The organism is Rossellomorea sp. KS-H15a (assembly GCF_024195245.1).
Taxonomy (GTDB): Bacteria; Bacillota; Bacilli; order Bacillales; family Bacillaceae_B; genus Rossellomorea; species Rossellomorea vietnamensis.
Genome location: NZ_CP096886.1, coordinates 1032992 through 1051741, shown reverse-complemented (window position 1 = coordinate 1051741; position 18750 = coordinate 1032992). Strand labels below are relative to the sequence as shown.

16 protein-coding genes are annotated in these 18750 nt (G+C 45.2%); 2 read left to right on the top strand and 14 right to left on the bottom strand.

The annotated features are described in order from the left end of the window. Window positions 1-76: 76 nt before the first annotated feature. The 4 genes from M1J35_RS05260 to M1J35_RS05245 all read right to left on the bottom strand — a co-directional run bounded on the left by M1J35_RS05260 (window position 77) and on the right by M1J35_RS05245 (window position 7005). Window positions 77-976 carry a carbohydrate ABC transporter permease gene (locus tag M1J35_RS05260; protein ID WP_034761119.1) on the bottom strand — a complete coding sequence of 300 codons (900 nt, stop codon included), beginning with the start codon at window positions 974-976 and terminating at the stop codon, window positions 77-79. An 81-nt stretch (window positions 977-1057) separates the two neighbouring features. Beyond that, window positions 1058-2371, bottom strand: a complete 1314-nt coding sequence (locus tag M1J35_RS05255) for an ABC transporter substrate-binding protein (RefSeq protein WP_079530771.1) — start codon at window positions 2369-2371, stop codon at window positions 1058-1060. 105 nt (window positions 2372-2476) lie between these two features. Then, window positions 2477-3502, bottom strand: a complete 1026-nt coding sequence (locus M1J35_RS05250; RefSeq protein ID WP_229596547.1) for a LacI family DNA-binding transcriptional regulator — start codon at window positions 3500-3502, stop codon at window positions 2477-2479. Window positions 3503-3858: 356 nt separating this feature from the next. Beyond that, window positions 3859-7005: an efflux RND transporter permease subunit gene (locus M1J35_RS05245; RefSeq protein WP_254652925.1), complete on the bottom strand. Its 3147-nt coding sequence runs from the start codon at window positions 7003-7005 to the stop codon at window positions 3859-3861. A 163-nt stretch (window positions 7006-7168) separates the two neighbouring features. On the opposite strand from M1J35_RS05245, the gene M1J35_RS05240 reads away from it, so the two are divergent. Next, the gene (locus M1J35_RS05240) at window positions 7169-8026 is read left to right on the top strand and encodes a TetR/AcrR family transcriptional regulator (protein ID WP_224521471.1); all 858 of its coding nucleotides are present in this window, start codon (window positions 7169-7171) and stop codon (window positions 8024-8026) included. Window positions 8027-8074: 48 nt separating this feature from the next. On the opposite strand, the gene M1J35_RS05235 is transcribed toward M1J35_RS05240, so the two are convergent. The 10 genes from M1J35_RS05235 to M1J35_RS05190 form a co-directional block, all read right to left on the bottom strand. Beyond that, the gene (locus M1J35_RS05235) at window positions 8075-8728 is read right to left on the bottom strand and encodes an NAD-dependent epimerase/dehydratase family protein (RefSeq protein ID WP_254652924.1); all 654 of its coding nucleotides are present in this window, start codon (window positions 8726-8728) and stop codon (window positions 8075-8077) included. Window positions 8729-8889: 161 nt separating this feature from the next. Continuing rightward, complete coding sequence (locus M1J35_RS05230; RefSeq protein ID WP_224521473.1) at window positions 8890-9090, bottom strand: hypothetical protein; 201 nt, start codon at window positions 9088-9090, stop codon at window positions 8890-8892. 1 nt (window position 9091) lies between these two features. Further along, window positions 9092-9238 (bottom strand): hypothetical protein, encoded by a 147-nt coding sequence (locus M1J35_RS05225; RefSeq protein WP_156030069.1) that lies wholly within the window; start codon window positions 9236-9238, stop codon window positions 9092-9094. A gap of 12 nt (window positions 9239-9250) precedes the next feature. After that, entirely contained in the window at window positions 9251-9445 is a 195-nt protein-coding gene (locus tag M1J35_RS05220; RefSeq protein WP_224521475.1) for a hypothetical protein, read from the bottom strand. 100 nt (window positions 9446-9545) lie between these two features. After that, window positions 9546-11510 carry a hypothetical protein gene (locus M1J35_RS05215; protein WP_254652923.1) on the bottom strand — a complete coding sequence of 655 codons (1965 nt, stop codon included), beginning with the start codon at window positions 11508-11510 and terminating at the stop codon, window positions 9546-9548. 57 nt (window positions 11511-11567) lie between these two features. Then, complete coding sequence (locus M1J35_RS05210) at window positions 11568-12833, bottom strand: ATP-grasp domain-containing protein (protein WP_254652922.1); 1266 nt, start codon at window positions 12831-12833, stop codon at window positions 11568-11570. 215 nt (window positions 12834-13048) lie between these two features. Next, the gene (locus M1J35_RS05205) at window positions 13049-13636 is read right to left on the bottom strand and encodes a hypothetical protein (protein ID WP_254652921.1); all 588 of its coding nucleotides are present in this window, start codon (window positions 13634-13636) and stop codon (window positions 13049-13051) included. Window positions 13637-13773: 137 nt separating this feature from the next. Next, window positions 13774-14493, bottom strand: coding sequence for a YebC/PmpR family DNA-binding transcriptional regulator (locus M1J35_RS05200; protein ID WP_034761095.1), 720 nt, complete (start codon window positions 14491-14493; stop codon window positions 13774-13776). Window positions 14494-14635: 142 nt separating this feature from the next. Beyond that, window positions 14636-16159: a gluconokinase gene (gntK, locus tag M1J35_RS05195; protein WP_254652920.1), complete on the bottom strand. Its 1524-nt coding sequence runs from the start codon at window positions 16157-16159 to the stop codon at window positions 14636-14638. A gap of 78 nt (window positions 16160-16237) precedes the next feature. Beyond that, on the bottom strand, window positions 16238-17581 hold the full coding sequence (locus M1J35_RS05190) for a GntP family permease (RefSeq protein WP_034761093.1): 1344 nt from the start codon (window positions 17579-17581) through the stop codon (window positions 16238-16240). Window positions 17582-17886: 305 nt separating this feature from the next. Here M1J35_RS05190 and M1J35_RS05185 point away from each other — a divergent pair, with 305 nt between their 5' ends. Continuing rightward, window positions 17887-18738, top strand: a complete 852-nt coding sequence (locus tag M1J35_RS05185; protein WP_034761092.1) for a MurR/RpiR family transcriptional regulator — start codon at window positions 17887-17889, stop codon at window positions 18736-18738. The last annotated feature ends 12 nt before the right edge of the window (window positions 18739-18750 follow it).

The following is an 18750-nucleotide window of genomic DNA, read 5'->3' as shown; positions in this document are numbered from 1 at the left end:
GCAAAAGTTCAGGCTTTGACTTTTCTACCTTTTGAGCCGGTACATTTTTTTCTACCGCTGTTTTCCCCAACATGCTTTACACCTTCCTTGCTTGTTTGCGTTCATTTCCATACATCCCTTTGAAGACAATCGCCGAGAAGATCAAGGTAATGACGAACAATCCATATGCGACAGCTGAAGCATATCCATAGTTATTAAACTTGAATGCCTGATTGTACAGATACAGTACCATCGTATTCAGTGATCCATCCGGAGAACCGATACCATCTGTCAGAAGCATTGGCAGATCAAATAATTGAAGACCGCCGATCAGGGATGTGATCATGATATAAAGCAAGATCGGTTTTAATAAAGGGATCGTGATTTTCGTAAACGTCTGCCATCTGTTTGCACCATCGATCAAAGCAGCCTCATAGTAGTCCTTCGAAATTCCGGAAACCCCCGCCATGACGACGATGAACGAATGACCGAACCACATCCACGTAAGGATCAGGGATACTGACAACTGTGCAGTCGCAGGCTCGTTCAGCCAATTAATCGGTTCTGATATAAGACCTATATTTAATAGAATCATATTTAATGATCCATGCTGCCAGTCCAGTAAGATACCAAACAACAGGGCGACCGAACTAATCGTGATTAAATTAGGTAAATAAAAGATTGATCTGAAAAACGCCAAACCTCTCAACTTCATTCTCATATCAGAGAAGATTAATGCGAGTACAAGGGCAAGACCAATTTGCAGGGCAAAGTTGATTCCCCATATTTTCCACGTGTTGAAAAATGCTTCCACAAAATAGCTGTCCGTGAGTAAACGGGTGTAGTTGGCAAGACCGACGACTTCCGCTGTCCCGCTTCCTGAATAGTTTGTAAAGCTGTAATAGAATGTAAGAGCAACAGGATAAATACTGAATATTAAAAAGATGATCCAAAACGGGGCGATAAACAGATAACCAAATCGATCTACTTTCTTCATTCCCCAGCCCCCCTAGTTGTTTTAATAGATTATCGGCAGGCGGCATGAAGCCACACCGCCTGCCATTACATGGTTACTCTTTTAGTTTTTTGGTACTTTAATGTCCGGATATGCGTTTTGTACTTTTTTATAAAATTCTTTAATGGCATCGTCTTTGGATTTCTTTCCGTCCACATATTGTTGCACGGCATTTCCGTAGAACGTATCAAGCTGCTGATCGTATTTCGTTACGATACCAGGCTCGATTTCTTTTGCCTGCTCAAGGAAGAATTGATAGTTGTTCTGTCCGCCAAGGAATTCACTGCTGAAGTCATCCTTGATCGCATTCGTTACAGGGTTGTAGGCAAGGACATCGCCCGTTTCTTTCGCCCAATCTGTCAGGAATTCGTCATCCTGAGTCATCATTTTCACAAAGTCATAGGCAAGTTCTTTGTTTTCTGATTTGTTGTAAACCCCTAACCATGTTCCACCCCAGAAGTACGGGCTTGGTCCACTTGTAACGGCCCAGTCACCTGTTGTTTCCTTTACGTTCGTTTTCAGGACGCTGTGAAGTCCCCAAGTAGGAAGAACATAAGAGAATACTTGTGTTTCTTTCTCTTTACCGTTTTCTTTCATTTTGATCGGCTTATCCATCGCTTCGAACCATGATGGAGACCATTCTGCAGCAAGAGCTGTATAATTGTTTTCACGAAGCTTCTTCGCTGATTCCATATACTCGATCTTTTCATCTGTCAGTTGAAGCTCATTCTTGTCGTTTACCCAAGGTTGTGGATTATCTCCTTGAGAGAACCAGCGGATGGAGCCTTCATCCGGGAACATGCTATAGCCTTTTTCTTTCATTTTCTCCGCTACTTTGAATACATTGTCCATGGAGTTCATCATGTTTCCTACTTCAGTTGGATCATCCGTACCAAGTACTTCTTTCGCGATGCTTCTTCTGTAGAAGATCCCGCCAGGAGTCGTTTGCCATGATAATGCTCTTACATTACCGTCTTTATCTTTACCTAGGTCAAATACATAAGGTACATATTTATCTTTGATTTCATCAACATTGTATGGTTTTTCTGATAAGTTTTCCCAGTAGCCAGCGTCCACCCACTGCTTAAGGAACGCGATTTCCCCTGTGAATACATCAGGAGCCCCTACGCCACTTTCAAGAACAGGCTTTAATTTCGTCGGATAATCGGCAATCGGAACGATCGTCAATTCTACCTTCACACCATTTTTCTCTTCAAACTTCGTGATCGGTTTCTTCAGTTCATCCGTGAAGGACCATACCTTTAAATCTACGTCTTTATCTTTCGAGCTACCCGATGACTTGGAATCTCCCGAACAGGCCGAAAGTACCCCTGCAACCAGTACAACCGTCATGAATATTGCCAAAATCTTCTTCATCTTAATCCCCCTTTTACATTTGTAGATATAGATACGAAAGCGGTTTCGGTTCACTTCAATTAAAAATTTCGAAACCGGTTTCGAAATTCCCGAAAAAATATAAGATTATTTCTTTTTTTCTTTTTTTACCATCGTACAAGATTCCCTGATAATGAGTTCCACCGGGATGACTTCTGTGGATAACAGCTTCTTCTTCTGGATGATCTGCTTCATCAGTAATTGCCCCGCCCGTGAACCGATCCGGTCCGTATCCTGTCTGACCGTGGTCAGCTTCGGCGTGAGATAGGAAGACATTTCGATATCATCATACCCGATGATGGAGATATCCTCAGGAATCCTTAATCCCTTCTCTTTGATGGCTTCCATGGCACCGATGGCCATGTGATCACCTGCAACGAAGACTGCCGTAGGGATGGTTTCAAGTTCCAGGAGTGTTTCCATTGCAGCTTTTCCTTCTTCAATCGAGAACATCCCGCCGTTAACAAGATACCCATCAAGAATGGGGAGATGCTGCTCATCCATGCCCTTCTTGAAGCCTTTGATCCTCTGTGCTCCCGCATCGATCGACGGATCCCCTGAAATGTGGGCGATTCTGGTATGGCCCAACGAATGCAGGTGTTTGACGGCCAATCTTCCACCCTCGATATTATCGGAATAAACAACTGAGCAGTTCTGGTTGCTCATGTCGATCACGACAATCGGCAGGTGGCTATTGATCATGTCCTGAACCTGGGGATCGTGGGGATCTGAGCAGATCACGACGATTCCATCCACAGCACGATATAAGAAATGCTCCAGGTAACTCGTATCCCGATTTCGTAGATTCCTTGATGCGAAAATCAAATCATACCCTTCCCGTTCCACATACTTGCGGAAACTTTCAATAAGGGCGCTGAAGAAAGGATGTTTCAATCCGACCTCATTGTCCTCTGCAAACATGACCCCGATCGTCCATGATTTCTTAGTTGATAAGGACTGGGCATGGGCATTGGGTAAGTAACCCATTTCAGCCGCTGCATCGAGGATTTTTTGCTTCGTCTTTTGACTCACATCTGTATAATTGTTAAGAGCCTTAGAAACTGTCGTACTGGAAAACCCAGTGCGTTTTGCTAAGTCATAGATTGTAACCATTGCTGTCTCCTCTTCATCGAAAGCGCTTTCGTTAATTGTTATTATAGTCCAGACTTTTGATGGAATCAATACTATTTTTAGAAAACTTTAAAAAGTTTCAGAGATTTTGCCATGCCGCTGAGTTAATGAGTGTGGGGGTGAAAGGAATCCAGCCGAAATTGGTTGTAATCCGGCCGCTTCGGATAAAAATCCAGCCGAAATGAGCGGAAATCCGGCCGACACTGGATGGAATCCAGCCGATATGACAGATTATCCAGCCGTTTTACATATTTTAGAACTAACAACCTCATCTTCTCGCACACCCCACCTTCAAAAATAAAGAAAGCAGCCCCCTAAAGGACTGCTTTTCTCTCAAACTATTCTTTCACTACTTTCCGTTTACGCCCACCGATCTTCCCTTTGATTTTCATCAGGATTTCATACACGATCGGTACGATGACGAGCGTCAAGAGCGTCGAGCTGGTCAATCCGCCGATAACGGTTACCCCGAGCCCTTTCGAGATCAATCCGCTTCCTTCAAGTCCTAGTGCCAGTGGGAACAGAGCCCCGATTGTAGCAATGGCTGTCATGAGGATTGGACGAAGTCGGGTTGAGCCGGCTTCCAGCAAGGCTTCACGTGTGGATAAACCTTCGTTCTCTTTATGAATCACACGATCGACTAAAACGATCGCATTGGTGACGACGATACCGATCAGCATAAGTGCTCCGATCATAGAGGAAATACTGATCGTTTCTCCCGCAATCAATAACGCTACCAATGCTCCGATGATCGTGAATGGCAGTGAGAACAGGATGGCAAATGGTGCTAGACCACCGCCGAATGTGATGACAAGGATCAAGTAGACAATCGCGATCGCTGCAAGCATCGCTAATCCTAATTGTGTGAAGGATTCCTTGATGTCTTCTGTTACCCCGCCCATGTTCACATCGATGCCGGATGGAATATCCATATCCTTGATTTCCTTCTGGATATCCTGGGATGCTTTCGAGACATCGTCGGTTTTCAGTTCCCCACTCACTTGAGCAAAGACTTTTCCGTCACGTCGTGAAACGGTATCGGATGTTTCACCTTCCTGGACTTCAACAACGTCTTTAATTGGAACTTCCATACCCAGTGGTGACTGGATGGTTTTATCCGTTAAGTCGTTGATGTTTTCATACTTTTCCTTCTCCACATCAAGATAGACATTTACTTCTTCTCCATCTTTTTCAATGGTAGTAAGGACCGGACGCTGTCGTGTCTGACCAAGTTCCATGGCGATTTGACCTGCTGAGAGGCCCAGTTCGCTCAGCTTTTCCTGATCGGCGATGAACGAGTACTCATCATAGGATTCAGAGATGCTTGATCCGACTTTTTTGAAATCCTTCTTGTCTTCCATCATGTCTTGAATATCGTTGACAACAGGTTCTATGTCTTTCAGGGTTTCCCCGTATACATACACGACAATCTCGTTGCTGCCGGCACTTGCAGAGAAGTCCTGGGAAGCCCATTCCCCTTTATCTGTTGCTTGTTGAAGGTCTTTGATGACCTTTTCTTTTTCTTCAGAGAAATTCTCTGTATCGTCTTTATATTGAACGTAGAAAATCGCATTATTGTTGCTTCCCGGACTCATCGGGTTTTCCCCGCCGACAGAGTACTGAATGGTTTCAGCTCCTTTACGGTCCTGGAAATATCCTTCTGCATCCTGTGCGATTTTCTGAACATCTTCTTCCGTTTGACCAGGTTCTGGTTTATACGTCGCCATGATCATCTTCTCTTCATCGGATGGGAGGAAGCTGACACCGATCAATGGAACCAGGAACAAGCTTCCGACCAACATGGCAATCGCCAGGATCGATGTGATGATTTTATGGTTCAGCGTCCAATTCAATACGCCTTTATACCAGTTCGCTAAACGGCTTTTCTTCTCGATATGCTTCTTCCCAACGCCTTTTTTAAACATGGAGTGGGCAAGCATCGGTACGATCGTAACCGCTACAAGAAGGGAAGCCAATAGAGCAAACACAATCGTTAAGGCGAATGGCAGGAATAGTTCCCCGATCATCCCTTGTACCAACCCTAATGGAAGGAACACGGCAATCGTGACGATCGTAGAGGATGCGATCGGAACGAACATTTCTTTCGTTGCTTCACGGATCAGGTTTTTCCCTTTCAGCATTTCACCTTTCAGTGACATCCTTCTATAGATATTTTCCACGACGACAATGGAGTCATCGATAACCCGCCCGATGGCCACGGTCATCGCACCAAGGGTCATGATATTCAACGTGATATCCATCTGTTTTAAAAGTAAAATCGCGATTAATAATGATAATGGAATCGACACGACGGAAATCAGCGTCGATTTGATATCCCGTAAGAACAGGAGAATGATGATGACTGCGAACACAGCACCGAATAATGCTTTGTTCAGCATCGTGCTGACTGATTCCTCAATCGGCTCCCCCTGGTCAAAGGTAGAAATGATTTCTACACCATCAATGTCTTTTTCAAACGTTTTGATCTTATCTTTGACGGCATTGACAACATCCACCGTATTGGCGTCTGCCGTTTTTACCACCTGAAGTCCGATGGATTCTTTCCCATTCGTTCTGGAAATGGATTCTGCTTTACCAACCAGTTCAATATCAGCAATATCTGAAAGTTGAATCGTTGGGATCTTCATGCCTGAAGATGCTGCTCCAGCAGGAGGTGCTTGTGGCGTTTGCCCCTGTGCAGAAGGCTGTTGCTGCCCTTGTGCCGAGGGTCCACCAGTGCTTGGAGTCACAGGAATCTTCATTTCTTTCAAATCTTCAATCGTCGTGATGTTTCCGTCGACCACGACGGATTTCTGGCTGTCTTTGAACGTGTACAATCCCAATGGAGCCGTCACGTCCGAGCCTTTGATCATGTTTTGAACCGTTTCTTCTGTAAGTCCGTACTCTTGAAGCTTTTCTTCGTCAAATACAAGACGGGCTTCTTGTACCTGTTGACCAGAAGCCTGTACAGAAGCTACCCCGTCCACTCCCTCGAGTTCCGGAACGATCGTATCTTCTACTGTAGAGGTCAACTGTGCCAATGATTGGTCTTCATTCGCTACACTAAGGGCAATGACCGGAAAGGCGTTAAAATTGAGTCTTGAAACTTCCGGCTCATTGACTCCATCCGGAAAAGGAAGATCGGAAAGAGCCTCTTCCACTTCGGTCTTGGCTTCATCCATATCCTTTGAAAACTTGTATTCTATCTGAACGGCTGAAGCATTCTGATATGAGGTAGAGCTGACGACATTTACCCCATCTAAATTCTTCAAGCGTTTTTCAATCGGTTCTGAAACCTTGTCTGCAACATCTTCCGGCGTGGCGCCAGGATAAACGGTTGTCACACTGACAATCGGGGTATTGATGTTCGGCAGTGTTTCGAGTTTCATATTAAATCCTGAATATAGTCCTGCAATAATGACAATGATCGTCATCAGCCACACAGCAAACTTATTCTTAAGTACGAAATTAATAATACTGTTCACGTTGTATTCATCCCTTCTCTCTTATTCTGACCGACTAGTCATAACACAATCTAATATAACTGACCACATAGTCATAAGTCAATATACTTATAAAACAAAAGGTTTATTTTTTGTGACCAATCGGTCATAATGTACATAAGGAGTTTATCAAGGAGAGGAAAGTATGAAGGAAAAAGAAAAATTAATCATTGAAACATCCATTAAGCTTTTTGCCACGAAAGGGTTCAACGCTACCTCCGTTCAAGAAATCGTGAACGAATGTGATATATCGAAGGGTGCCTTCTATTTATATTTCAAATCAAAGGAAGCCCTGCTGCTCGCCATTATGAATTACTATTTCACGATGATCACGGATAAAGTGAACGAGATCGAGAACGAGGATTTATCACCATACGATAAATTCCAAAAGCAATTAGAGTGTCAGCTGATTGAAATCTGTAAACATAAAGAGTTCATCATCATGCAGATCAGGGAGAACGCCATGCCGTTCAATGATGAAATCCATGATCTCCTCAGCGAGATGAAGATGAATACTCACCGGTATTACCGAAGAAGATTATTTGGGATATACGGAAAAAAGATCGAACCCTATTTTTGGGACATCACCATGATGATTCAAGGCTTTTTCCATTCTTATTTAGAATTGGTCATGCTGGATAAAATCGATCTGGACTTTTCATATCTATCCCATTTTATATTGAGACGAACAGATGACCTTGTGGATGGTTTGCTCAAAAGCGGAGATAAGCCGGTGCTATCCTTTGAGAAACTGGATGATCTGGTGAAGGACTTTACCTCTTCGTCGAGAATCACTGAGTCGACACTCATTCACATGATCCAGGACGCGCTGGAGGTTGCTGAGGAAGAGAGTATCCGGATTTCCCTGGAAGTCATCAGAGAAGAAGTACAAAAAGACGAAACCCGCCCCGTCGTCATCAAAGGAATGCTTGTGAATCTGGCAGAGGATACTTCAATGAAGCACCTTATGAATGCTTTGAGGCATTTTTATCAAATACAATGAGGAAAGACCCGCTTCCGACACGGGTCTTTCCTCATTTCCCCCTATACCCTAAAGCTCTTGAATCCTTTCCGATTCATGTATGATTACCCCTTCTCCGAACGTCCCTACAGCCGCCCGGTACATGGCATAGGCAACCTGTTTGCCCGGAATGCTTCTGTATCGTTTCAGCCTGCCCACCATGACAGGGCGGAGCGCTCTTGAGAAGATCTCCCCCGCTTTTTCACCCAATCGGAACTCCTGCCTCTCCCCCAATAAAAGGGATGGCCTGAATAGATGAAGGGAAAGATAATGAAGCTCCTTCAATTCCTTCTCCAAATTCCCTTTGACCTTACTATAAAAAAACGGTGATTCCGGACTTGCACCAATCGAGGATATCACGAGATACTGCTTTGCTCCATGTGCTTTCCCAAGTTTCCCAAGTTGAATGGGATACTCGTAGTCCACTTTCTTAAAGGCATGTTTCGTCTTGGCTTTCTTAATCGTGGTTCCCAGGCAGCAAAACACATCATCAATTTCCTCATGGGGCAGAAGCTTCATCCCATCAAATGAAATGATCCGTTCGTCCAGCTTCTCATGTTTCACTCCACTTTCTCTTCTTACAAAGGAAATCACTCTTGTATATTCAGGACTCTTTAGGAGGATATCCATCAGGTGGGAACCGACCAGGCCGGTCGCCCCTGCGATTAAGGCTACTTTAGACACATTATTTTCCCCTCTCTATATGGGTAATCTTTCTTAAGTATAATGCATTTCCATATAAAATCCTTATGTAACCACTAATAGTCTCCTCCCTATAGCCAGTGGCCGGTTCCAACTGCAAAGGCGTTAATCAACGTTTGGTGATTAACGCCTTTCGGTTACCCCTATAACTCTTCATCTTCAAAAAACTGCTGTAATTTCTCCTCTTGTTCAGGACTCGCTTTTTCTGTCGCATAAGGATTATCTTTTACACCTTGTGTATCCATATTGGTTTTGATGGCGAAAAATGGACCTTTTGGTTCCTCGGCAATGACACGGTCATTCAACTCGTTGAAGTCCGGCATATCTTTATTTCCTTTATCCATCTTATCTTGCCCCTTCCCGGCTTCTATCCGTATTTTTATAAGCAATCAAAACGATGTCATCTGCAGATTGCTGACAAAGTTCATTTTCCATACTCTTCACTTTATTCAAGGCATCTTCAGACAAATCCGCCACGGGATATTCTTTCATAGCCGACCCCTCCTATCCATTTTCATTTGCTTGACCGATGACTTTCTCTGCAATGACGCCATTTCCTTCTTCAACCGCATGATGTTCTTCCAACGATTCTCCTGGAACGTATACCTGGCTTGGATCGCGTCGCCGGTCATTCATGGTGAATTCAGGATTCAATGGGGTGTCCATAAGCACATCTTCCGATTTCTTGTCGTTACTCATTTGTACCACCTCCACTATTTAGTATGGCTAGTGGCAGGAGAATCATTCCAATTTAAAAAGCGCCTGAGCAACGACCGTCGCTCAGGCGCCTTTCATCCTATTAAACCCATGTATAATCCTTTCCCCAGCTTTCCCTGGCAAGGACCTTGATTTCGTCGACTATTTCATTCTCAACCGCAAATGCATCCCCCTGCTCATACGGATTGTAGTGGAAGGCATAGAGCCGGGAGACGAACTCATGGAACGGAAGGGAGCATTCGCCTTCCAGTTCCCCGTTATCCATCACGGAAGGTTCGATTCCCTGGCCCCAATTCTGCGAACCGTCGTTGTTCGGATTATAGAAATAAATCCGGTACTCACCCCTCGGATCCTGTGTGATCCGGAGAATGGAGACGGCGTGAAATCCAAGGAGCTTCCCGTGGACATTCGTGATGAAAATCCCTACCGGATTCGGATAGATCAATCCGTAATCATCATTGTATTCCGGATGATGAGTTGCATAAAACAGCCTGACAAAACCCGGATAGTCAGAAATGAGTCCGGTCAACGGATCGATGACCGTGCTGAAACCCTTCTGCACCCAATCTCCATAAAACTCCGGATTCACCCAACGATGTCCATCTTCCCCTCTGAGAGAAACCCTTCTCATCATTTCACTATAAATACGATCAAGATGCGGGACGAGAACAAGTGAAACCGGATCAAGCTCCTGATGAAGCTCAGGCGCCAATCCTCCGCTCAAGTCCTTTGAATGAACGGGCGTACCTTCAAACATGATATCGATGTCGCCATCCCTTGCAGCCCTTGGGATCAGTTCAAGCAGATACCCGGGAGCATGCTGCGCCCACAGGCTGATCCCCCGCGCTGTTTGACAGGTTGGGTTCAGGCCTTGACCGATACCGATGGGCTGCCCGAGGACATTGATGACACCTGCAAGGAGTACGGAGTTTGCTGTAATGCCATCTCCCGTTTTACATGAATTCAGAAGCGTCTTTCTTACCTCGGCCCTGATATCGAGTTCGATCAGCCTTTTGAGTCCCGGTGAGACCGGGGAATAGGAAAGAACTCCTCGTTCAAGCATGAGGGCAAGTCCGTATACGGATTGCTTCGTGGCCGGGTAGATCGCCACTTTCACAAGTTGAAATACAAGCTCTGCATTTTCATCCAGGTTCGCTTTACCTTTATCATTCAACTGAAGGGCTGTCGGTACAAGCTCAGGAAACTTCCTGCATAAATATCTTAGAAGGATGGCGTGCTGCGGAGCCACCAATCCGGTATCACGCATAGACCCGGCAAAATGTACCGCCTCTTTCTCCAGCTCTTCTTGAGATAGTTCCAACAGCTTCTTGCGATATTCACCCGGTTTCACAATACTTTTACTTAACGGGGTCGGGCCTTCAATTGCCGATACGTATTTCTCCAACACCAGACGTTCCGCTGCACTAAGATCGGAATGGAGCATTTTCTTAGCGGTCTCGATCATGGAAACGGTTCGTTTCACCATGATGGGACGCTGTGCCGTCAACCGTTCGATCTCTTTGATCAACGTAGTCGTAAGGGCTTGATAAGACAATTTATCTGAAAGGAAGTGAAACAATTCTGTAGCCCTTTCACTCTGTTCCCCACCTTCTATCCGCGCCGCTTCCGTCGCTTCAGGGAAAAGCAGGTTCAGATTCAGTACCATTACTTCATTCAGGAAATCCTGCGCCATCTCCGCCGTGACATCGGAATGTTCATATTGAGCTTCGGCAATGGAAAGCATCCTTAGCTCGCTCAGGATTTCAATAATCGAGGGCAGACCCTTTGCTTGCAGGGATCCCGCCACAAGTGGCGGTTGAAGCTTGGATGCTTTTTCCCAGGGACCGTCTTGGAATACCCCGGCTTTTTCAAAGCGGCTTGCACTTTGGTATAAAATTCCGAGACCTTCGTCAGTGTCCAGTAATCGTTGAGCTTCCTGATAGACGTCCGTTTGATACATTGATTTTGCAAAAGAAGCTGCACTCTCCAATTCATTCAGCGCCTGCAAAAATCGATCTTCCAGCTTGGAAGTTAATTCAAAAGCCATTTCAAAACTCCTTTATCGATCAGAATATCGGACAGGTTGTTCAGGCAAAAGACCAGCCTAAATATAGAAATTAAATTGTTCGTACTCTTTTAAAAGGTCCCTCATCACTTCGCTGTCTTCCCCATAGAAGAAGATGGTCCCGTAATGGTTTCCGAACCCGATCCTCTGGGCCACTTTCCCCTGGGCGGGGCTAAACATATCATGTTTTTCGAAATACGGATGATTTTCAAGCTCGTCCGGCACCTCAAGCTTTTCTACATAATTGACATGAGGGTGAACCATTAAACACCCTGCATGGGCCTCGGCTTTCTCACCTGTCGAAGGGAAGAATTCTCTCAGTTCCTCTTCCGTTGTGTTTGGATCTCCACAAAGAATCTGTGCCTGGTACGCATTAAAACCATATGCCCGCTCAATTAAATCAAAGATATGACCACCAGGTACCCTGGCTGCGACTTCACCGAAATGAAGTGTACCGTCGGACGTGATGAAATATTCAGGATGGATGACTCCGTATTCTATTTCAAATGCATCGATGAGCTGTTGAATGGCCTCCCGGATGATCGGACGCTTTTCTTCAAGTGTCGGAGAAGCCGGTACGAAATTCGAATAACCCAATCTCACGTATTCCGTTATATTTAAAAATTGGATCTTTCCTTTATGAATGAACGCTTCACACGAGAATTCCTGCCCGTCTAAGTGACTCTCCATCAACAATGGAAACTCAGATTCAGTGAGGGCATCTATATCTTCAGGATTCTCGATGGCCCGGTGTCCGACAGAGCCTGCTTTATCAAGAGGCTTGACATGAATGGGGTCGTTCTTATCCCCTTCGACTTTCAAAAGGGCTTCATTTACTCGTTTCAGAAAGCGTCTTACATCCTCTTTATCCCTTGCTTCTTCAAATACACCTACTTTGATTCCCGCAATTTGGGCTTTACGCTTCATCATCCCTTTATCCCTTAAGAGGAGAGATCGGTTAAAGACACGGGGTTCGCTGCGGAAACGGGAGTTCAGTGCTCCTGCCCACTCCACGCATTCTTCATATAAAGGAATGGCGACTTCAGCACCAAGGGCATTCAGCTGTTTGTAAAGATGATCTGAACCTTCATTCAACCGATCGAAGTCCCAGCCGATAAAGGCAATATCATGCTTTTCTGCATAAGACTCAAAATCAGGTGGACCCACAACAACGAACGGTCGTTCAAGCTTCGTACACGCCTCGATGGCCGGCAGGCTCCAACCGATTAGTGCCGTTAAATAGGGTTTGGTTTTTTCTTTCACATTCTGTTTGGCCTGCTGCATTTCAAGTTGATCTAGTCCCATATTTTCCTCTCCCTTTTCACGTATTTATTCAGATTCATCTTTAGCATAACAAAGGCCCTGCTGAGAATGAAGTATTATGCTGAATTTTCAGTCTTTTCGACAAATAAAGTGTTAATGCGACTTTACCCGACACCGACTGCCTCTCAAGACCTCTTTAGATAAAAAAAGGCATATTCCCAACTTCGGAATATGCCTCATTTTCTTTATGAAAGATGTTAAAAAGGGATGCCTTCTTTCTTCGAGATGTCATCATTGATGATTCCCACTCCGCTGATTTTTCCCTTTTGAACATCCGGTTGTACGGAAGGATTGGAAGGATAGGTCTTACCATCAAAGCGTAAGCGTTTATAGCCTCCTTTTATCCCCCCACCGGAAACATACATGATCATATTTTTCCAACCATTCGTTTTCTCATTCTCGATGATCACGGGTGACCTGAGTAATGAAAAGGTCGTAACCAGCTTGTACTCACCGTTTTGATTTGTGAATAGTGCACCGCTGCATCCCCCACTTCCACACACTGGGGAACCAACCAGATAAACAAATGTTTCAGGCTGTTGATCATCATTCAAGTCGATGTGATTATAATAGTACTGAATCTGATCTTCACCCTGTTTTAAATCAAAAGCTTTACTAAATGCCTTTTCAAGCATTGGATCCCTTTTCGTTTCTGACAGGACATAGGTCACATCACTGACATCCACTTCAGAATTTTCCCCGTTCGGATGAGCACTTCCGATTGAACCTGTGTACGAGAAGAAGACTATAAATACTACCAGAATCAAAATATGGATATACTTCATCGGATCACCTCAATCAAATTGGTATAACCATAGTTTTACCAGCCTTACTGAGATTATCTGAAGTTTCTATCCGGAAGTCACCATTTTCTAATGCAGAAAATCCCCCTGACACATTCGTCAGGGGGATTCAACAGCTTTTATTCACCTAAATCAACGTTATGATATACCTGTTGAACATCTTCAAGGTCTTCAATCGCATCAATCATTTTCTCGAATTGAGCTTGATCGTCTTCAGAAAGTTCAACATCATTCTGAGCAAGCATCGTAAGCTCTGCCACTGTAAACTCAGTGATACCGGCACCTTTAAATGCTTCTTGAACAGCGTGGAATTGATCCGGCTCTGCATAAACGATCACGGAATCATCTTCTTCGATGATGTCACGAGCGTCCACGTCCGCTTCCATCAGGATTTCCATTACGTCTTCTTCAGATTTCCCTTCGATGCCAATGACTGCTGTCGCATCGAACATATACGCTACTGATCCACTCACACCCATATTCCCGCCATTCTTACCGAAAGCAGCACGAACCTCGGATGCTGTACGGTTGACATTGTTCGTCAAGGCATCCACGATGACCATGGATCCGTTCGGTCCAAAGCCTTCATAGCGCAATTCGTCATAATTTTCTTCTGAACCGCCCTTTGCCTTTTCGATGGCACGATCGACAATGTGTTTCGGTACACTATACGTTTTCGCACGTTCAAGAACGAATTTCAACGTTTGGTTAAGTTCAGGATCCGGCTCTCCCTGTTTCGCTGCAACATAAATCTCGCGGCCGAATTTGGCATATATACGACTCGTATTGGCATCCTTAGACGCTTTCTTTTCTTTAATATTATTCCACTTACGTCCCATATCGTTTCACTCTCTTTCATTTATCTATAGATAGTTTCTGATTATAAAAGGTATATTCGTTTCTATTATACATGAAAAAGGCACCTTTTGGCTAAGTGATTCCCTTCCATCCTGTTCCGAAAAAAAAGCCGACTCAAGTGAGTCAGCCTTTTTCCTGGTATGCACTGATGGCTTCGTATTCCTCTTCCAGCAAGCGTGGAACCCGGATAAAAATCGGCATCAACCTCGTATAAGCTTCCGTCGCTTTCGGGTCTGGCTGATGGGAATGAACGGACCCTACCATTTCACTTACTGCTTCCAAAGAGTCGATCATTTCACTGCCGTACATCCCGAGTACGACGGCACCTAGGCATGAGCTTTCAAAGCTTTCCGGTACTTCCACTTCCTGATCGAACACGTCGGCAAGCATCTGGCGCCACAGCTCAGAGCGGGCAAATCCACCGGTTGCCTGGACCCGTTTCGGCGTACCGATCAATTCCTCCAGGGCAAGTAAAACACTGTACAAATTCATGACGATTCCTTCAAGGACGGCACGGATCATATGCTCTTTTTTATGATGCATCCCGAGGCCGAAGAAAGAACCGCGTGCTTTTGCATTCCAAAGGGGAGCGCGTTCCCCGGCCATGTAAGGATGGAACAGGAGTCCTTCTGATCCCGGCTCTACTTTTGCCGCAATATCCGTTAGTACTTCATAGGGATCCTTCCCTAATCGTTTCGCCACTTCCACTTCACCGGAAGCAAGTTCGTCCCGGACCCATCTGAAGATCATTCCACCATTGTTCACGGGTCCGCCGATCACCCAGTGCTTATCCGTTAAGGCATAGCAGAAGATCCGTCCTTTTGGATCGGTCACCGGCCGGTCCGTCACAGCCCGGATCGCACCACTTGTTCCGATCGTCACGGCGACCACTCCCGGCTCGATGGCATTGACACCAAGATTTGATAGAACCCCGTCGCTTGCGCCGACAACAAATGGCGTATCGGCAGGTAAGCCCAGCATCTCTGTGTATTCAGACTTTAAACCAACCAGGCTTTCTGTTGTGGATACCGGAGTCGACAGCTGATCCTTCGAGACTCCGGCCACTTTCATGGCTTCCTCATCCCAAGCCAGGTTTTCCAGATGGAACATCCCTGTAGCAGAAGCAATGGAATAATCCACTACATACTTCCCAAACAAACGATGGAAAACGAATTCTTTAATCGAGATGAACTTTGCCGCTTTTCCGAGCAATTCCGGCTTTTCGTCCTTCAGCCAGGCAAGCTTCACAAGGGGTGACATCGGATGGATCGGCGTACCGGTCCTTCTGTAAATCTCCATCCCGTTCATTTCTATCTTGATTTTCTCCGCCCATGCAGCACTTCGGTTATCTGCCCATGTAATCGAAGGGGTCAATGGCTGGTCGTTTTCATCCACAAGGATCAAACTGTGCATGGCAGAACTGAACGACACAAATGAAATCGTTTCATTTGTACTTGAAGCCACTTCCTTGACGCACTTCAGGACTGCCTGAAAAATCTCTTCAGGATCCTGTTCAGCCGTCCCGGGCGTTGGTGTATGTAATGGATATTCGATCCCGTGACGCTCGATCGCTTTTCCTTCTTTATTAAATAGTACGGCTTTTGTACTGGTGGTCCCGATATCGACACCGATCATGAATTCTGACATCTTCGTTCCTCCTAAATAAATAGAGAAAAGGAAGAAGCGACATGGCTCTTCCCTCTTCTGCTATTATTCTATCCTATTTTAGCTAATGAATATCCCTAAAATGAACGCAACGGCAAATCCTACAAAACCGATGAGGGTTTCCATCACTGTCCAAGATTTTAACGTATCTTTTACATCTAATCCAAAGTAACGGTTCACGAGCCAGAAACCACTATCGTTTACATGGGAGAATACTGTCGCTCCTGAAGCGATGGCAATAACCATCAAACCAAGAACGGGACCTTGCATACCAAGAGTTTCGATCAGCGGGCTCATCAATCCTGCAGCTGTTACCATGGAAACAGTCGCCGATCCTTGAGCGACACGAACGACCATGGCGATCAAGAAGGCAAGTGCGATCGGTGGCAGGCTAGAACCAGCCATCATATTTCCTAATACTTCCCCAACACCGGAGTCGATCAATACTTGTTTGAATACTCCACCGGCACCCGTTACAAGGATGATGATCCCTGCAGGCTCAAGTGCTTTCGTTGCAATGTCCTGAACTTCCTGGCGGGAATATCCGCGCTTTGTTCCTAATAGAACGAACGTCAATAATGTTGCGATTGTTAAAGCTACGAATGGATGTCCCAAGAAAGTCAGGATGGAACGAATCATGTTTCCTTCATCCAGGATAACACCCGAAAGCGTATTCAATAGAATCAATACTAATGGAATCGAGATAAGAGAAGCAATCAGAGCGAAACTTGGAAGCTCTTTATCGTACTCTATTTCTTCTGCCTGCATATAGTCAGGAACCACTGCGTGAATTCGTTTTGAAATCCATTTTGCAAAAAGTGGACCAGCGATGATCATGGATGGAACACCGGCAATCGCACCAAACAGGATGACCCATCCAAGGTCCGCCCCGATCAAGTCAGCAACCGCGATCGGTCCCGGAGTCGGTGGGATGAAGCTGTGTGTGACGGCAAGACCTGCAAGCAATGGAATTCCATAGTACAGGAGTGACTTGCCTGTTTTTCTGGCCAATCCGTATACAATCGGTACAAGAATGATGAATCCTACATCAAAGAATACGGGAATGGCAACGAGGAAACCTGTGATCCCAAGGGACCATTGTGCCTTATCTTCCCCAAATTTGTTAATCAAGGTCTGAGCCAGTCGTTCCGCTCCCCCTGATACTTCGAGCATGCGTCCGAACATCGCACCTAAACCAACGACAACGGCGACAAATCCGAGGGTTCCGCCCATACCGCTCTGTATAGATGCCACTACTTCCTGCAGCGGCATGCCGGCCGCGATCCCTACGATTAAACTTACTAATAATAGGGCAACAAAAGCGTGAAGCTTTGTTTTAATTACTAAAAATAATAAAAGAAAAATTCCGGCCAGTGCCACTAAAATGAGCATTTGATCTGACATTGTGTATCCCTACCTTTCTTTCCTCACGGCAGCCCTGCTGCCAAATTTTTTATACCACTTGATCCTGCTTATATGTTCCCGACGAGCAAGTAAAGCGTTTGCAAAACACTCTATGTAACTATGACTCTCCCATTTCAGTATGAGAGCTGCCAATTCGAGAGAACAAAACGAGCAGGAAAATTATTTTCTGTCTATCTCTATTATAAAAAATATTTTTCTTTTTGCAACCGTTTACAGAAATTATTTTTATTTTTCTACAAATCTTGTATAATGAAACTATGAAAACCCTTACAGGAGTGGTGTCAATGAGTCAACATCAACATTGTTTAGCAAGCATCCGTTCTCACTATCCTCAATTCAGTGTGACGGAGAAAAAAATCGCCGACTATATACTGGAAAACCCCAACGAGATCATCCATTCAACGATCAACGGTCTGGCAGAAGATTTGGGAGTGGCCGACTCTACTGTCTTTCGCTTTTGTAAACGAATCGGCTTTAAAGGCTATCAGGCGATGAAAATCGCCCTTGCCTCTGAAATCGTGACCGGACTTAAGGACATTCACGAACGCATCGATGAAGGTGACACGGCACAAACGATCGCCACAAAAGTATTTAAGTCCAATATCAAAACGATCGAAGACACGTTGATGGTGGTGGATGAGAAAAAGCTGATGAAAGCCGTGGACATGATGACTAGCGCCCGCTCCATCGAGTTCTTCGGAAGCGGCGGATCCGGTGTCATCGCCCTCGACGCTTACCATAAATTCATCCGGACCGGTCTGCGCGTGCATGCGGCAAGTGACAGTCACATTCAGCTGATGACCGCTTCCCAGATGACGAGTGACGATTGCGCCGTGTTCATCTCCCATTCAGGATCGACGAAGGATATTCTTCAGCTTCTCGACATTGTGAAAGAAACCGGGGCAAAGACCATCTGCATCACCAATTTCGCTAAGTCCCCATTAAGCCAGAGGGTCGACACACCCCTCTTCACCGTTTCAGAGGAAACCGACTACCGTTCAGAAGCTCTGTCGTCCCGCATTGCTCAGTTAACATTGATTGATGCTCTCTATGTGAACTTAATGATGAGAAGGGAAACAGAAGGACAGGATGCCCTCCGGAAGATGAGGAAGGCCATTTCGGTTAAAAGGCTATAAAAAAAGGTTGAT

Excerpts from the sequence above, each read along its gene's own strand:
- M1J35_RS05260 (WP_034761119.1), bottom strand. The coding sequence starts at position 976 with ATGAAGAAAGTAGATCGATTTGGTTATCTGTTTATCGCCCCGTTTTGG.
- M1J35_RS05255 (WP_079530771.1), bottom strand. The coding sequence starts at position 2,371 with ATGAAGAAGATTTTGGCAATATTCATGACGGTTGTACTGGTTGCAGGG.
- M1J35_RS05250 (WP_229596547.1), bottom strand. The coding sequence starts at position 3,502 with ATGGTTACAATCTATGACTTAGCAAAACGCACTGGGTTTTCCAGTACG.
- M1J35_RS05240 (WP_224521471.1), top strand. The coding sequence starts at position 7,169 with ATGAAGGAAAAAGAAAAATTAATCATTGAAACATCCATTAAGCTTTTT.
- M1J35_RS05230 (WP_224521473.1), bottom strand. The coding sequence starts at position 9,090 with ATGGATAAAGGAAATAAAGATATGCCGGACTTCAACGAGTTGAATGAC.
- M1J35_RS05225 (WP_156030069.1), bottom strand. The coding sequence starts at position 9,238 with ATGAAAGAATATCCCGTGGCGGATTTGTCTGAAGATGCCTTGAATAAA.
- M1J35_RS05220 (WP_224521475.1), bottom strand. The coding sequence starts at position 9,445 with ATGAGTAACGACAAGAAATCGGAAGATGTGCTTATGGACACCCCATTG.
- M1J35_RS05215 (WP_254652923.1), bottom strand. The coding sequence starts at position 11,510 with ATGGCTTTTGAATTAACTTCCAAGCTGGAAGATCGATTTTTGCAGGCG.
- M1J35_RS05210 (WP_254652922.1), bottom strand. The coding sequence starts at position 12,833 with ATGGGACTAGATCAACTTGAAATGCAGCAGGCCAAACAGAATGTGAAA.
- M1J35_RS05205 (WP_254652921.1), bottom strand. The coding sequence starts at position 13,636 with ATGAAGTATATCCATATTTTGATTCTGGTAGTATTTATAGTCTTCTTC.
- M1J35_RS05200 (WP_034761095.1), bottom strand. The coding sequence starts at position 14,493 with ATGGGACGTAAGTGGAATAATATTAAAGAAAAGAAAGCGTCTAAGGAT.
- gntK (WP_254652920.1), bottom strand. The coding sequence starts at position 16,159 with ATGTCAGAATTCATGATCGGTGTCGATATCGGGACCACCAGTACAAAA.
- M1J35_RS05190 (WP_034761093.1), bottom strand. The coding sequence starts at position 17,581 with ATGTCAGATCAAATGCTCATTTTAGTGGCACTGGCCGGAATTTTTCTT.
- M1J35_RS05185 (WP_034761092.1), top strand. The coding sequence starts at position 17,887 with ATGAGTCAACATCAACATTGTTTAGCAAGCATCCGTTCTCACTATCCT.